Here is a 13,871-nt window from a genome sequence, read left to right on the forward strand (position 1 = left end):
CGAAAGGAGTAGTCCTTTCTATAGTCCTGTTTTCGACCAGCGTTAGCGCTGCATGCAAACGCGGTATCCGCATCGCAGCACCCAGGCCAGCCACAATCACCTCGAGCCGACACCACCGGGCAGGCTGACCAACGTGACCCCGTCGACGGAGTAGTCGTCGACCACGCGCTGGCTGCGCACCCCGGAGGCGCAGTAGCAGACCACCGTGCCGTGGATGCCGGAAAGGACCTCGCGCAGGCGGGTGTCATCTAGTTGTGAGGTCGGCAGGTGGAGGTCAGCACCGGTGGGGATCTCGGCCAGCAGCTTCTCGTGCTCTTCGCGCACATCCAGCGCCCGGGCCTCACCGCGGGCCAGCAACCCGAGGAGGCGCTCCCGTTCCGGATCCACGCTCGGCGCAGTGCCCGACGCAGAAACAGCCGGAAGTGTGCGTACCGCTGGGCGCGCCGGATCGCGTGGCACCATATAACTACGGAAACGCGTCGCGAGCGCGTCGTAGGCCACGACCTTTCCCGGCACCGAGTCGCCGATGCCGGTGAGGTACTTCACCGCCTCGGTGGCCATGAGGGAGCCGATGACGGAGGTCGTAACACCGAGGACCCCGGCTGTCGCGCAGTCGGGTACGGAATCCGCCGGCGGCTGGACCGGGAAGAGATCCCGCAGCATCGGTGCCTCAGCGGATCCGCCGAAGAGAGCGAGCTGGCCTTCGTAGCGCAGCACGGTGCCCCACACCAGGGGAGTAGAGGTGATCTCGCAGGCGTCGGCCACCAGGTATTTCGTGGCGAAGGTATCGGAGCCGTCGAGAACCAGATCCACCTCGCCCACCGCATCCAGGATATTCGACGAGGTCAGGCGTTCCACGCGGGCGTCGACGTCGATACCCGGCTGGATCTGGGCGAGCTTGGCGGCCGCGATCTCGGCTTTCGGACGCCCGACGTCATCGCCGGTGAACAGGATCTGGCGGTGCAGGTTGGTGGCGCCGACGGTGTCGTCGTCATAGAGCAGGATGCGGCCCAAACCGGTGGCGGCGAGCGCCTGCATCGCAGGGCAGCCCAAGCCTCCGGCGCCGACGATGAGGACGCGGGCGTCGTGAAGCTTTTCGGCGGCCGCCCGGTCATAACCGGGCAGGTTGAGCTGGCGGGCGATGCGGGTGAGCTCAGCGGTATTCATCATTTAGAGCACCTCGTCGGCCCAGCTGGCGAGCCCGTCGAAGGTGGACGAGGCCTGGGCGTGCTGGCGCTGCGGGATGCGGCCTGCCTGGCGGGCGAGGTATCCGGCCTCGACGGCGTGGCGCATCGCGTGCGCCATCGCCTCCGGGTCCTGGCAGCGGTTGATCGCGCTGGCCAGCAGCACACCGCTGCAGCCGAGCTCCATCGCGAGCGCGGCGTCGCTGGCGGTGCCGATACCGGCGTCGATGATCACTGGCACGGACGCGCGCGAGCAGATTAACTCGATGTTGTGGGGGTTGAGCACCCCCAGCCCGGTGCCGATCGGCGCGCCTAAAGGCATGACCGCAGCGGCGCCGACGTCTTCTAAGTGCTGCGCTGCAACCGGATCGTCCGAGGTGTAGGCGAGGACGGTGAAGCCTTCGTCGACAAGCTGCTCGCAGGCGTCGATCGTCTCGACGACATCCGGCAACAGCGTGTGCTCATCGGCGATGACCTCGAGTTTCACCCAGGAGGTGTCGAGGGCTTCGCGGGCGAGGCGGGCGGTGATGACGGCGTCGCGGGCGGTGCGGCAGCCGGCGGTGTTCGGCAGAAACGCGATGTTGAGGCGCCGGAGCAGCTCGAAGACGCTCTCGCCGCCGGAGGAGGTGCGGGCTTCGTAGCGCCGCATCGCGACGGTGGTCAGCTCCGTCTGCGACGCTTTCAGCGAGCGCTCGAGCAGCTCGTGCGAGCTTGCGCCGCCGGTGCCCATGATGAGATGGGAGCGGAAGGTTTGATCAGCGATCGTCAGTGCCACGTCTAGCCTCCCTGGACGGCGGTGAGGACGTCAAGGCGGTCGCCGTCGGCAAGAATGCGCTCGTCCCAGCTGCTGCGGGAGACCACTGTGCCGTTGACGGCGACGGCGATGCCCTCCGGTGAGCCGACCTGCTCGGCGATGACCTGGGCGAGAGACGGCGGGGTGTCGTAGTCGACGGGCTGGTCGTTGAACGTGATGTGCATGGGTTCTCCTTAAACGTCAGTAGCGTGGCGCAGCGGGTCGGTGGCGCGCAGATCAATGGTGGGCGTTATGCCGTGAATCAGCTGGGCGGTGGCCTCGGCGGCGAGGGCGGCGAGCAGGATGCCGTGGCGGAAATACCCGGTGGAGACGATCAGCTCGTCGCTGATGCGCCCGAGATACGGCAGGTCATCCGGGGTGCCGGGCCGCGTGCCGACGGTCGCCTCCACCAGCGCGCACTCCTCCAGCCCGGGCACGATCTCGATGCCGTCACGCACCAGGTCGAAGATGCTGCCCACCCGGGGCAGGGGTTGGTCGTCCTCCCGGCTCGTGGCCCCCAGCGCCACGGTGTGATCGTCGCGCGGGATGACATAGACGGGCCGGTCCTCCACGAAGGCGCGGATCACGCGGCTGACCAGCGGGCCGAGGTGGCGTGGAACGCTCAGGCGCAGGATGTCGCCGTAGACCGGGCGCAGCTCGAGGGGGTTGGGGCCGGGATGCCAGCCGTCGATACGTGCGGCGCCGAGCCCGGCGGCGAGCACCACCTGCTCGGCGTCGTAGGTGCCGACGCGGCCGTGGGCGCGGGCGCCGTCGATACGCGTGATGGTATCGGCGACGATCTCGACGCCCCGACGGCGGACGGCATCGAGCAGGGCTTCGGACAACGCCCGCGGCGAGACCTGGTGGTCGCCGGGGATGTGCACGGCGCCGGCGATGGACGGGGCGAGTGCCGGTTCCAGGTGGCGTGCTTCTCGACGGCTCAACCGCTCCACCTTCATACCGTGGACGTGCTGGTATTCGGAAAGATCGCGCAGGTGGCGGGCATCCGCGTGGTCCCCGGCGATGACCAGGGTGCCTTCCGTGCGATAGCCGGTGGGCAGGTCGGTAACGCTCGTGACGCGCTCGATGAGGGAGGGGTACTTCGCCGCCGAATCCAGCATCAGCGGAAACAGTGGCTCCTGGCGGTATTGGACCTCCGCGGCGGGGGCGAGCATGCCGCCGGCGTGGTACGTCGCGGAACGCGCGGGCGCGGGGTCAATGAGGCGGACCTCGTCGCCGCGTTCGGTGAGCTCGAAGGCGGTGCTTAAGCCGATGATGCCGGCGCCGATGACGGTGACGCGCATTAGAACGCCTCCAGGATCTCGCGGGCGTAGGCGGCGGGGTCGTCGCTGTGGGCGAAGCCGCGGACTACGGCGACACCGTCGACGCCCGCGGCGGCCAGTGCCGGGGCGTCGGCGGCGGTGACATCGCCGATGGCGACGAGGGGGACCGGGGAGGCGTCGACAAGCGCCGGATAGCCCTTCAACCCGATCGGGGCGCGCCCGGAATCCTTCGTCGGGGTGGCACGGAAGGGGCCGCAGCCGATGTAATCGACGATGTCCAAGACCTGCTCGACCGCGCGCACCAGCTCGAGGGTGCCCGTGGTCAGGCCGATGATCGCGTCGGGGCCGAGGAACTCGCGCACCGCGGTGGCCGGGAGATCATCCTGGCCGACGTGAACGCCGTGGACGTTCTCGCCGGCGCGCATGAGGGCGGCGGCGACGTCGGCACGATCGTCGATCACCACGTGGGTGGCGGGATTCGCCTCGTACACGGCGCGCGACAGCCGGCGCGAGAGCTCGAAGAGATCGCGGGCGGAGATGGGTTTGCTGCGCACCTGAATGATGCCGGCGCCTCCGCGGGCGGCCTGCGTGGCGGTGGCGATGACCTCGTCGAAAGTCCCGGAAGCGGTGATGAGATAACAGCGTAGATCGAGCTTGTGCCTCGGGGCACGCTTAGCCGCAGAACACATGGCGTTGAAGCCTCTCTTCCTTCGTCGGTGCGAGCCGTATCAGGTTCGAACGGTGCTCGCGCGGTATTAGCGCGATCTCAGCCCGTTACCGCGGGCGCCCGTGGGGTTTATGAGTCCAATGTAGGTGGTGTGAAGTGGCCTGGACAATGGAGGTTAAGAATTAGGGGAGGGGATTTGGTTACTGACTGCAGGCATGACAAAATATGCGGGTCTGCTGCGTGCATGGCGTACGCGGTGAATGTGAACCTGCATACGGATACGAACCGGCCGAGCGCCTCCTTTGGGGAAAAGCCGCCAGGGTCCTCTGTCCCAAACTGAAAAGGAAATGCCTGGCATGACCAACATCATTGACAAGATCAACGCAGAATCCCTGCGCGACGACATCCCGGACTTCCGCCCGGGTGACACCCTTGACGTGCACGTCAAGGTCATCGAGGGTTCCACCGAGCGTACCCAGATGTTCCGCGGCTTCGTTCTGCGTCGTCAGGGCTCCGGCGTCAGCGAGACCTTCACCGTCCGCAAGGTCTCCTTCGGCATCGCCGTCGAGCGTACCTTCCCGGTCCACTCTCCGAACATCGAGCGCATCGAGGTTTCCCGCCGCGGCCAGGTCCGCCGCGCGAAGCTGTACTACATGCGCGATCGCCGCGGCAAGGCCGCTCGCATCAAGGAGCGTCGCTAAGCCTGTATCTGGGTCGGTTCTGTAAAGAGTCGGCTCGAGCGAAATCCCAGAAAAAGACCGCCTCTGCGGGGCTTGGGTTGTGAAGACCCCAGCCTTGCGCGAGGCGGTCTTTTGTTTGTGGGGTGCGGGTTTCTGGTGGCCTGCTAGCCGAAGGGGTTACCAAACTTGATTCGCTACATGAGTGCCCAAGTGTTTGTGTCACGCGCGCTCGAAACCAGTAGTCCTTTCTATGGCCCTGTTTTCGACCAGCGATAGCGCTGCATACCAGGGTCGCGGCAACCGGGGGCGGATGGCTTTTGCCAAATGCCCGGAAACCTCCGCTGCCGTCTTGCCGGAGAAGCGCTACCAACAAACCGCATCTGACACTTCAGGGCCAGTCAATGCTATCGAACACTTGAACGCTGACAAGAGGGGGATCCCCGTATCCTGGGGCTTCTGTTTTATGCCATGGCATAGAATAAAGCTCCAGTACAAACACGATTAAAAAGGCTTGCGCACCCCTCTTGTGGCTATCGGTAGCGCTTGCTAGGTTTAGAACATGAGAGCGAACAAGTATCGGGGGATAAGTCATGTACGCCGCCGAGGCCACAGCAGACATGGACAATCAAGCTTTAGTGCGGACACTAAAGCATTCCAATAAACAGACCGCCATCTACAAAGCTATCTACAAAGCCCTGCTCATCATAAGCCTGGCCAGTTTTTACTACCGCAACCTCCAGGTCACAGAATCGGCCGCCTACGAATACTTCACAACCGACTGGCCAGGGCTAACGCCCAGAGGTTCGAAAGCCTTAAGCCAGCAGCTGCCGCGAAGCGAGATCGTGATAGAGCGGCGACGTTCGCAACAGCTCATCGTGAGTTCCGCGGTCTTCGACTACGCCATCGCGCATCACCACAATCTCGTCGGCGTCGGTCACCGTCGACAGCCGGTGCGCGACGATGATGACGGTGCGGTCCTTCGCGGAAGCCTTAATAGCGTCGAGGATCAGTTGCTCGTTGTGGGAGTCGACGGCGCTGGTGGGCTCGTCGAGAAGCAAGATCGGCGCACGCATCAGCAGCATCCGGGCCAGTGCGAGACGCTGGCGCTGTCCGCCGGAGAGCGAGATGCCGCGGTCGCCGAGCTCATCGTCCAGGCTCTGCAGGCGGGAATCCAGGTTGACCTGGCGCAAAGCCGCCCAGCATTCCTCGTCGGTCGCATCGGACCGAGCGAGGCGCAGGTTATCGCGCACAGAGCCCGCCAGTACCGTCGCCTCCTGCTCGACATAGCCCACCAGATCGCGCACCGAGGTCCGCGAATGCTTTCGGATATCGCTGCCGTCGATGAGGATGCGGCCCGCGTCAGGGTCGAAGAAACGCTCCAGCAGCGCGAGCGTCGTGGACTTACCAGAGCCACTCGGGCCCACCAGCGCGACGCGTGCTCCGGCGGGGACGTGGAACGAGGCGTCGCGAAGCACAGGCTGCTTCGGGTCATAGCCGAAGCTCACCGAATCGAAAGTGATCGAACTGCCCCGGGGAATCTCCGGGCCCTCGGTGTCCTCGGTGTCCTGGTCGAGGACTTGGCCTACGCGCTGGAGGGCGCCCATCGCCTGGCGGATCGTGGTGATCGAGGAGAAGATCTGGCCCAAAGGCATAGCCAGCAGGAACATGTAGAGCACGAAGGAGACGAGGTCACCGAGGCTGATGTCCCCGGCGGCCACGCGCAAGCCGCCAATGCCGAGCACCAACAAGAACGATGCCTGCATCGCGATGTCGGTAACCGGCCAGAGCAGACCCTCGATCATCGCGATCTGGCGGCCTTTGGCGAAGGCAGTGTCGGCGTCGTCGATAAGCTCTTTTTCCACCTGCCCCGCGGCGTTGTTGGCGCGGATGGTGCGCTGGGCGACCAGCGCCCGATCCATGCCCGCGCCGAGCCGGCCGACGGCCTGCTGCACCTCATTCGTGTACTTCTGCACATACTGGCTCACGAACATCACGACGGTGACGGCGACCAAGATGACGCTGGCGACGATGCTCAGCATCACGATGTCCAGAAAACCCATGAGCACCAGGGCGCCGAGCATCGTGACCACGCCGGCGACGATGTCGACGAGCCCGCCCGAAAACGCCGAGCGCACCAATGTCGTATCCGAACCCAGGCGCGTTACCAGATCGCCGGTGCGCAGGCGGTCATAGATGCGGATCGGCAGGCGCAGCATCCGGGCGATGAGCTCCACCCGGAGGTTGCGCACGGCCGACTCCGCGGTGCGCGACAGCAGATAGATCTGCACGCCCTCGGAGACCGCGGTGGCCAAGAGAAAGGCGATAAGTATCAGGGCGGGGCCGAGAAGATCGATCTCGCCGACGCCGTCAATCATTCGGTTGACAATCAACGGCTGCGCCAACGCCAGAACCGAAGAGATCAGCGACAACACGAGCACCACCGCGAACACGCCCCGGTGATGTGCGAGCATGCGCAAAAGCATCAGTAACGGCCGGGTGCGCTTTTCGGGCAGCGCCGAAGTTTCGTGAGTCGTAGACACGCCGCCAATGATAAACCACCTGCGGCTGCTACCTGCTTCGGCGAGCATGGCTGCTAGGGTTTGGTGAGTGACTACCTCCCATGCCGCCAGCGACGATCGACGCGAGACCACCGAGAAGAAAGTACTGCCGTGGTACCTCGAGTTCCCGATCATCATCCTGGTCACCCTGGCCATCATGGCGGTACTCAACGTTTTCATCGGCAGGGTCTACATGATCCCGAGCGCGTCTATGGAACCCACCCTGCACGGCTGTGCGGGCTGCACGGGTGATCGCATCGCCGTCGAGAAGGTCTCGTACTACTTCACCGACCCCGAGCCGGGCGATGTCGTCGTCTTCGAGGGCACCGATTCCTGGAACGCGGGCTTTACCACCCAGCGCTCGGACAACCCGGTCATCCGGGGCCTGCAGAACGTCGGCTCCTATGTCGGGCTCCTCGCCCCGGATGAAAACAACCTGGTCAAGCGCATCATCGCCGAAGGCGGGCAGACCGTGTCCTGCCAAGCCGGCGATCCCTCCATCATGGTCGACGGCCAGCCCACCGACCAGTCTTACGTCCTTAACCCGCCGGCGCTGCCCGTCAACGAAAAGACCGGCTCCGCCGAGTGCGGCGGCGACTACTTCGGCCCCATCGAAGTGCCCGAAGGCCACTACTTCATGATGGGCGATAACCGCACCAACTCCCTCGACTCGCGCGCCCACATCGGCGATGAGTACCAGGGCACCATCCCGGAGGAGAACATCCGCGGCAAGGTCCAGGCCGTCATCCTGCCGCTGTCGCGCATCGGCAACATCGAAAACCCGGACATCCAGCCCCAGCAGGCCTAACACCATGCGCGTGCGGCGCCTCAAGCAGCTGCGCACCTACGAGGTCGCGCTCGACAAGGCGGGCTTGGGGCCCGTCGCGGGTGTCGACGAAGCCGGCCGCGGCGCCTGCGCCGGCCCCATCGTCGTCGCCGCCTGCATCCTGCCGCCGCAGCCGTGCGAGCGCCTCGCCCGGCTCACCGACTCCAAAAAGCTCACCCCCGCACGGCGCGAGGAGCTTTTCGACGTCCTGCATCACGTCGCCACCGCCATCGCCGTCGTGGCCATCGACGCCGCCACGATCGATGCCCGCGGCATCCAGGTCTGCAACATCGAGGGCATGCGCCGCGCCGTCGCGCGCCTGGAGACCGCCCCGGGCTACGTGCTCACCGACGCCTGGAAGATCCCCGGCCTGACCGCCCCGCAGCTGCCGATGATCGGCGGTGATCAGGCCGCGCGGTGCATCGCGGCGGCCTCCGTGATCGCGAAAGTCACCCGGGATCGAATGATGGTGGACCTCGACGAGCGTTACCCCGGCTACGGCCTGGCCGGCCATAAGGGCTATTCGACGAAGGCGCATCTCGATGCGGTGCGCCGCCACGGGGCAAGCCGGGTGCATCGCTACACTTATGCCAACGTGGCCGCCGCGCATGCGCAGTGGGTGGCCAAAGATGTCGATAAGCAGTAGGGAGCCCGCCTGTGAGCGCTGAAGATCTCGACAACTACGAGGCCGATGCCGAGCTGTCGCTGTACCGCGAATACCGCGATGTCGTCAGCCAGTTTTCCTATGTGGTGGAAACCGAGCGGCGCTTCTATCTGGCTAACGCCGTCGAGCTCATCCCGCACTCCCAAGGCCCCGATGTTTACTACGAGGTCCGCATGTCGGATGCCTGGGTGTGGGACATGTACCGCTCGGCCCGCTTCGTGCGTTACGTGCGCGTGATCACGTACAAAGATGTCAACATCGAAGAGCTCGACAAGCCGGAGCTTACGTTCCCCAATTAGTCAAATCGGGCCTTTCTCACGCTGTGGATAACTCGAGTTATCCACAGTTTTTCGCGTCTCTGGCCGCTGTTGGAAGCACGGCATGTCGCGAGCGGGCAACGTCGTGGGCGTCCACGATGTCTATCGCTTCGCAGGAAGTGCCCACCCATGACTATGAGCAACGCCCGGCAGGCCCTCGGCCGCCGGGGAGAAGCCCTCGCCAGTTCCTATCTCAACCAGCGCGGATACCGCATCATCGACCGCAACGTCTCCTATGACTGCGGCGAGATCGACCTCATCGCCGTCGACGGTGATGAGGTGGTCTTCGTCGAGGTCAAAACCCGCAGCCACGACGGCTTCGGGGGCGCCGAGGCGGTGGATCGCCGCAAGCTGTCCCGCCTGCGGCGTGCCGCCGCGCGCTGGTTGCAAGGACGTCCGCCGACGATCGTGCGCTTCGACGTCCTCGAGCTGATCACCTACAGCCCGGGTATGTCGATCGAGCATTACCGGGGGATCGAAGATGCCGCTTGCTAGAACCATGACCACCGCCATCGAGGGCGTCGGGGCGCGCATCGTCGCCGTCGAGGCGAACACCGGCCCCGGCCTGCCCGGCACCCATATCGTCGGCATGGGCGATACGACGGTGCGGGAATCCCGCCACCGCCTGCGCACCGCGGTGGCGAACTCGCAGCTGCGCTGGCCGCGCACCAAGATCGTCGTCTCCCTGTCGCCGGCCGACGTACCCAAGCGCGGCTCACACGCGGATCTCGCGATGTGCCTGGCCATCCTCGCGGCCACCGACCCGCGCGCCGCGGAACAATTACACGACACGCTCATCCTCGGCGAGCTGGGCCTAAGCGGCGAGATCCTCCCGGTTCCCGGGGTCGTGCCGGCGGTCTCCGCGGCGGGCAAAAAAAGGCCTGCGCCGGGTCATCGTGCCCGCCGCCAACGCCGCGGAAGCCGCGCGCATTTCCACCGGGGAGACCTTCGTCGCCCATACGCTGCAGGAGGTGTGGCGCTGGGCGCTGGGAGAAGAAGAGCTGTGTAGCGCCACCGAGGAAGCCCGCATCCGAGGTGCCCAAGAGGCGCCCGCGGCCGCGCCGCCCGATTTCGCCGATATCGCCGGGCAGAAACACGCCCGGCACGCCGCCGAGGTCGCCGCCGCCGGCGGGCATCACATGCTCATGACCGGACCGCCTGGATCCGGCAAGTCGCTCATCGCCGAGCGCATCCCGTCGATCCTGCCGGAGCTCGACGCCGCCCAGGCCCTCGAGGTCGCCGCCGTAGAATCCGTCGCCGGCGATACCGATACCCGCCGCGGCTACCGCACACCACCGATCTCTCGGCCACACCACACGGTCACCCGCACCGGGCTCATCGGCGGCGGCTCGGGCACGCTGCGCCCCGGCGCGATCACCCGGGCCCATCACGGCCTGCTGTTTCTCGATGAAGCCTCCGAGATCCCCGCCCACGTCCTCGACGGCCTGCGCACCCCGATCGAAAACGGTGAGGTCGTCCTGCGCCGCGGCACCCGCTCGTTGGTCTTCCCGGCGCGTTTCCAGCTTCTGCTGGCCACCAACCCGTGCCGCTGCGGCGCTGGGGATCCCACCGCTTGTCGCTGCAGCGTCCACGCCCGCCGCCACCACCTGGCGAATCTCTCCGGCCCGCTGCTCGATCGCATCGACATGCGGGTGCACACCACGGGTCACGGCGCCGGACTCACACTCGACGACGCCGAACCCTCGGCCCCCATCGCCGAGCGCGTCAACGCCGCCCGCCAGCGGTCGCTCGCACGCTTCGGCTGCTCGAACGCGCGTATCGACGGCGCCCATCTGCGCCGTAACGCCCCAGCCGACGATGCCGGCATGGCGCTGGTTGAGGTCGCGCTTGCCGACGGCGAGCTCACCCAACGCGGCGTCGATCGCACCCTGCGGCTGGCCTGGACGCTGGCAGATCTCGACGCCGCCGCCCGCCCCAACATCGACCACATCGCCCGCGCTCTAGAGCTGCGCGGAGGCGACAAGAACGGAGCCTGGCATGAGTGAGAAGAAGAGTTGGGCGTATCTCAACCGCGTGATCGAGGGCCCCTCGCGGGAGCTGTGGGCGCTGCTCAATGCCGGCTATGATGCGGACGCCATCGCCCGCGGTGTGCGCACCCGCGCCAGTTGGATCGGCGAGCTCGCCCGGGTGACCGAGGCACGCTACCAGGTGGATTCCGCCCAGCGGGATTTGGAGGAGGCGCAGCGTCGTCACGCGCGCCTGATCACGCCGGACGACGAGGAATGGCCGACAACCGAACTCGATTATGCCTTCGGATGCGCAGACACCGGCCTCAGCGAGCACCTGCACACCTACCAGTCGGATGCGGTGAGCCCGCACGCGCTGTGGGTGCGCGGCGCCAACTTAAGGATGCTCACTGGTAGCGCGGTCGGCATGGTGGGCACGCGTACGGCCACACGCTACGGGATAGCCGCCACCGAGCAGCTGGTTAGCGATCTCGCAGGGCATCACTGGACGATCGTCTCCGGCGGGGCGAAGGGCATCGATACCGCCGCCCACCAGGCCGCGTTGGCGGCGAACGCCCCGACGGTGGTGATCTCAGCCTGCGGCATCGACCGAGTCTATCCGAGCGATAACCGGGCCCTGTTCGAGGCGATACCGACGGCCCAGCGCCCCGGCGCGATCGTCACCGAGTACCCGCCGGGCACCCCGCCGCAGCGCCACCGCTTCTTAACCCGCAACCGGCTGGTGGCCGCGCTCACGCAGGGCACCGTGATTGTCGAGGCGGCGTGGCGCTCCGGGGCGTTGAATACGCTGAGCTGGGCCGAAGGGCTGGGAAGGGTGTCCATGGCGGTGCCCGGGCCGATAACCTCGACGACGTCTTTGGGCTGTCACCAGCGCATCCGGCACAACCGCGCCCAGCTGGTGACCTCGGGTGCCGATATCCGCGGCCTCCTCGAAGCCCTCAGCGCCTGCGACACCGAGCAGCAATATGAGCTCGCCTTCGCCCCCGACGAGATCCAGGCCCTAAGCCGCAACGAGCTGCGCATCTTCGACGCGCTGCCGCGCCGGGAGGCGAGGGAGACCGACGCCATCGCCCGCGAGGCCGGGATGACCGTGCCTTTGACCGTCACCTTGTTGGTGGAGCTTTCCCGCCGCGGCCTGGTCGTGCGCGAGGACACCTGCTGGAGGCGCACCGCGGATCAGAATTAACCCGTTACACTCGTACACCATGAGTAACAGTCAGCTGGTGGAGGCGATCGAGGATTTCGCCGAATACCAGCGCCTCGTGCGCGGGCGCTCCGAGGCCACGGTGCGCGGTTACCGCAGCGACCTCAAAGACCTCGCCCGCTCGGTGGGCAGCTTCGCGGAGTTCACCCTGAATGCGCTGCGCTCCTGGCTGGCCGAGGCCGTCTACGCCGGCAAGTCGCGAGCCACCCTGGCGCGGCGCACCGCCAGCGCGCGGGCGTTTAGCACGTGGGCGACCCGCCAGGGCTATCTGGCCACCGACGTCGCCAGCCGGCTGGCCACCCCGAAGATCCAGCGCGACCTGCCGCAGGTCCTTAGCCCCACCCAAGCCGAGGAGCTGGTCACCGCCCCGAGCGCGGACGATGCCGAAGCGCAGCGCGACAGCGCCATCCTGGAGCTGCTTTATGCCACCGGCATGCGCGTGGGCGAGCTCGTCGGTCTCGATACCCAGGATCTCGAATTATCCCGGCGCACCGCCCGGGTCACCGGCAAGGGCAACAAGCAACGCATCGTGCCCTTCGGCACCCAGGCAGCCCGCGCTGTGCAACTCTGGCTTGACGACGGCCGCGCCCAGCTCGATCGCGGCGAGGCAGAAGATGCGGTGTTCTTGGGGATGCGCGGCCGGCGGATCGATCCGCGGCAGGTGCGCCGGATCGTCGAGAAGAGCGCCCAAAAATCCGGAGTGCGGGAGCTGACCCCGCACGGCCTGCGGCACTCGGCGGCCACCCACCTGTTAGAAGGCGGGGCGGATCTGCGCGAGGTCCAGGAGATGCTGGGGCACTCCTCACTGCAGACCACCCAGATCTATACCCACGTCTCCGCAGAAAGGCTCAAAGAGGTCTTTCTTCAGGCCCATCCACGGGCTTGAGCCGGATCACCGGCGCATCGAGCAGGCTCAGCGGGTCGATATAGCGATCCGGGCCGGTCAGCGCACCCCAGTGCAGTCCCGACGAGCCGTCGGTCGGGGCGGCTAACACCCCGATGGGCTCTGCCTCGGTGACCTCGTCGCCTTCAGTGACCCACGCGTTGACCGGTAGGTAGGTGGTGCGGAGGCCATCCGGGTGATCGATGGAGACCACCGGGGTGCCGGCGACCACGCCGGCGAAGGCCACCACCCCGTCTCCGGCGGCATGAATCGTCTCGCCCACCTCGGCGCGCAGATCCACGCCGCGGTGGCCCGGCTGCCAGTTCTGCTCCGGGATATCGGCGCCGCGTAACACCCCGGAGGGGCTGGGGCTGCGGGTGACGGGATCGACATAAGCAAAGAGAGGAGTGGTGGTGGCACAGGCCAGCCACACGGCCACTATGAAAAGCACGGTGAGCACGCGGCGGATACGGCACGAATGAGTGAGTAAGTCCATGGCAGTATCGTGACCGAAAACGTCAGCGGCCGCTTTTAGGCCTGTGGATAACTCGCGTGCCGGTCGCAGCTGGGGCGGAATTCGGCCGAATCTGTGGACAGCCTGCATTTTCGTTTTGTGCCTACCGACCATCGACGCTATGGTTAGCTCTAGCAGTGTGCCCGCTGGCAGAAATGCTCGGCGGGTGGACTGACTTCGCGCGGCAGACACACTCATCACGGACGTGGTCCCGCCTTCTCTTAGAAGGGGAGCGGGTGTTCGGGGTGGATCTGTCGCCAGGATACGGGCAATGCCGAAGGCCTTGAGTTTAAAGGCTGGGGACAAAACC

The 13,871-nt window shown here is 66.3% G+C and carries 16 protein-coding genes and 1 riboswitch; of the genes, 9 read left to right on the forward strand and 7 right to left on the reverse strand.

What is annotated here, in order from left to right:
- Positions 1 to 96: 96 nt before the first annotated feature.
- From C3B44_RS04260 to C3B44_RS04280, 5 genes are all read right to left on the reverse strand, one after another.
- Complete coding sequence (locus tag C3B44_RS04260) at positions 97 to 1,170, reverse strand: ThiF family adenylyltransferase (RefSeq protein WP_108431293.1); 1,074 nt, start codon at positions 1,168 to 1,170, stop codon at positions 97 to 99.
- The gene (locus tag C3B44_RS04265) at positions 1,171 to 1,953 is read right to left on the reverse strand and encodes a thiazole synthase (RefSeq protein WP_268876435.1); all 783 of its coding nucleotides are present in this window, start codon (positions 1,951 to 1,953) and stop codon (positions 1,171 to 1,173) included.
- A gap of 8 nt (positions 1,954 to 1,961) precedes the next feature.
- On the reverse strand, positions 1,962 to 2,162 hold the full coding sequence (gene thiS / locus C3B44_RS04270; RefSeq protein ID WP_108431294.1) for a sulfur carrier protein ThiS: 201 nt from the start codon (positions 2,160 to 2,162) through the stop codon (positions 1,962 to 1,964).
- Positions 2,163 to 2,171: 9 nt separating this feature from the next.
- Positions 2,172 to 3,281 (reverse strand): glycine oxidase ThiO, encoded by a 1,110-nt coding sequence (gene thiO, locus C3B44_RS04275; protein WP_108431295.1) that lies wholly within the window; start codon positions 3,279 to 3,281, stop codon positions 2,172 to 2,174.
- Positions 3,281 to 3,949, reverse strand: a complete 669-nt coding sequence (locus C3B44_RS04280) for a thiamine phosphate synthase (RefSeq protein ID WP_108431296.1) — start codon at positions 3,947 to 3,949, stop codon at positions 3,281 to 3,283. The genes thiO and C3B44_RS04280 overlap by 1 nt, the downstream gene beginning before the upstream one ends.
- A riboswitch (TPP riboswitch) is annotated at positions 3,948 to 4,061 on the reverse strand. Its footprint overlaps the gene before it by 2 nt.
- Positions 4,062 to 4,283: 222 nt before the next feature.
- Here C3B44_RS04280 and rplS point away from each other — a divergent pair.
- The gene (rplS, locus tag C3B44_RS04285; protein WP_108431297.1) at positions 4,284 to 4,628 is read left to right on the forward strand and encodes a 50S ribosomal protein L19; all 345 of its coding nucleotides are present in this window, start codon (positions 4,284 to 4,286) and stop codon (positions 4,626 to 4,628) included.
- Positions 4,629 to 5,419: 791 nt separating this feature from the next.
- On the opposite strand, the gene C3B44_RS04290 is transcribed toward rplS, so the two are convergent.
- Entirely contained in the window at positions 5,420 to 7,147 is a 1,728-nt protein-coding gene (locus tag C3B44_RS04290) for an ABC transporter ATP-binding protein (RefSeq protein ID WP_235840450.1), read from the reverse strand.
- Between the two features lie 67 nt (positions 7,148 to 7,214).
- Here C3B44_RS04290 and lepB point away from each other — a divergent pair, with 67 nt between their 5' ends.
- The 8 genes from lepB to C3B44_RS04325 all read left to right on the forward strand — a co-directional run bounded on the left by lepB (position 7,215) and on the right by C3B44_RS04325 (position 13,050).
- Positions 7,215 to 7,973, forward strand: a complete 759-nt coding sequence (gene lepB / locus C3B44_RS04295) for a signal peptidase I (RefSeq protein ID WP_108431298.1) — start codon at positions 7,215 to 7,217, stop codon at positions 7,971 to 7,973.
- 4 nt (positions 7,974 to 7,977) lie between these two features.
- Entirely contained in the window at positions 7,978 to 8,637 is a 660-nt protein-coding gene (locus tag C3B44_RS04300; RefSeq protein ID WP_108431299.1) for a ribonuclease HII, read from the forward strand.
- Positions 8,638 to 8,648: 11 nt separating this feature from the next.
- Positions 8,649 to 8,954 (forward strand): DUF2469 domain-containing protein, encoded by a 306-nt coding sequence (locus tag C3B44_RS04305; RefSeq protein WP_108431300.1) that lies wholly within the window; start codon positions 8,649 to 8,651, stop codon positions 8,952 to 8,954.
- A 147-nt stretch (positions 8,955 to 9,101) separates the two neighbouring features.
- On the forward strand, positions 9,102 to 9,467 hold the full coding sequence (locus C3B44_RS04310) for a YraN family protein (protein ID WP_108431301.1): 366 nt from the start codon (positions 9,102 to 9,104) through the stop codon (positions 9,465 to 9,467).
- Complete coding sequence (locus C3B44_RS12115; RefSeq protein WP_328588292.1) at positions 9,454 to 9,981, forward strand: magnesium chelatase domain-containing protein; 528 nt, start codon at positions 9,454 to 9,456, stop codon at positions 9,979 to 9,981. The genes C3B44_RS04310 and C3B44_RS12115 overlap by 14 nt, the downstream gene beginning before the upstream one ends.
- A complete protein-coding gene (locus tag C3B44_RS04315) occupies positions 9,869 to 10,978 on the forward strand; it encodes an ATP-binding protein (RefSeq protein ID WP_328588291.1) in 1,110 nt (369 codons plus the stop codon). The genes C3B44_RS12115 and C3B44_RS04315 overlap by 113 nt, the downstream gene beginning before the upstream one ends.
- Entirely contained in the window at positions 10,971 to 12,146 is a 1,176-nt protein-coding gene (gene dprA / locus C3B44_RS04320; protein WP_108431302.1) for a DNA-processing protein DprA, read from the forward strand. Before C3B44_RS04315 ends, dprA begins: the two co-directional genes overlap by 8 nt.
- Positions 12,147 to 12,165: 19 nt before the next feature.
- The gene (locus C3B44_RS04325) at positions 12,166 to 13,050 is read left to right on the forward strand and encodes a tyrosine recombinase XerC (RefSeq protein WP_108431303.1); all 885 of its coding nucleotides are present in this window, start codon (positions 12,166 to 12,168) and stop codon (positions 13,048 to 13,050) included.
- On the opposite strand, the gene C3B44_RS04330 is transcribed toward C3B44_RS04325, so the two are convergent.
- Positions 13,013 to 13,543 (reverse strand): M23 family metallopeptidase, encoded by a 531-nt coding sequence (locus C3B44_RS04330; RefSeq protein ID WP_108431304.1) that lies wholly within the window; start codon positions 13,541 to 13,543, stop codon positions 13,013 to 13,015. The genes C3B44_RS04325 and C3B44_RS04330 overlap by 38 nt on opposite strands.
- Positions 13,544 to 13,871 lie beyond the last annotated feature (328 nt).

This window comes from Corynebacterium yudongzhengii, assembly GCF_003065405.1.
Lineage (GTDB): Bacteria > Actinomycetota > Actinomycetes > Mycobacteriales > Mycobacteriaceae > Corynebacterium > Corynebacterium yudongzhengii.

Coding starts and splice junctions, on each gene's coding strand:
- C3B44_RS04260 (WP_108431293.1), bottom strand. CDS start 1,170: ATGATGAATACCGCTGAGCTCACCCGCATCGCCCGCCAGCTCAACCTG.
- thiS (WP_108431294.1), bottom strand. CDS start 2,162: ATGCACATCACGTTCAACGACCAGCCCGTCGACTACGACACCCCGCCG.
- thiO (WP_108431295.1), bottom strand. CDS start 3,281: ATGCGCGTCACCGTCATCGGCGCCGGCATCATCGGCTTAAGCACCGCC.
- C3B44_RS04280 (WP_108431296.1), bottom strand. CDS start 3,949: ATGTGTTCTGCGGCTAAGCGTGCCCCGAGGCACAAGCTCGATCTACGC.
- rplS (WP_108431297.1), top strand. CDS start 4,284: ATGACCAACATCATTGACAAGATCAACGCAGAATCCCTGCGCGACGAC.
- C3B44_RS04300 (WP_108431299.1), top strand. CDS start 7,978: ATGCGCGTGCGGCGCCTCAAGCAGCTGCGCACCTACGAGGTCGCGCTC.
- C3B44_RS04310 (WP_108431301.1), top strand. CDS start 9,102: ATGACTATGAGCAACGCCCGGCAGGCCCTCGGCCGCCGGGGAGAAGCC.
- C3B44_RS12115 (WP_328588292.1), top strand. CDS start 9,454: ATGCCGCTTGCTAGAACCATGACCACCGCCATCGAGGGCGTCGGGGCG.
- dprA (WP_108431302.1), top strand. CDS start 10,971: ATGAGTGAGAAGAAGAGTTGGGCGTATCTCAACCGCGTGATCGAGGGC.
- C3B44_RS04325 (WP_108431303.1), top strand. CDS start 12,166: ATGAGTAACAGTCAGCTGGTGGAGGCGATCGAGGATTTCGCCGAATAC.
- C3B44_RS04330 (WP_108431304.1), bottom strand. CDS start 13,543: ATGGACTTACTCACTCATTCGTGCCGTATCCGCCGCGTGCTCACCGTG.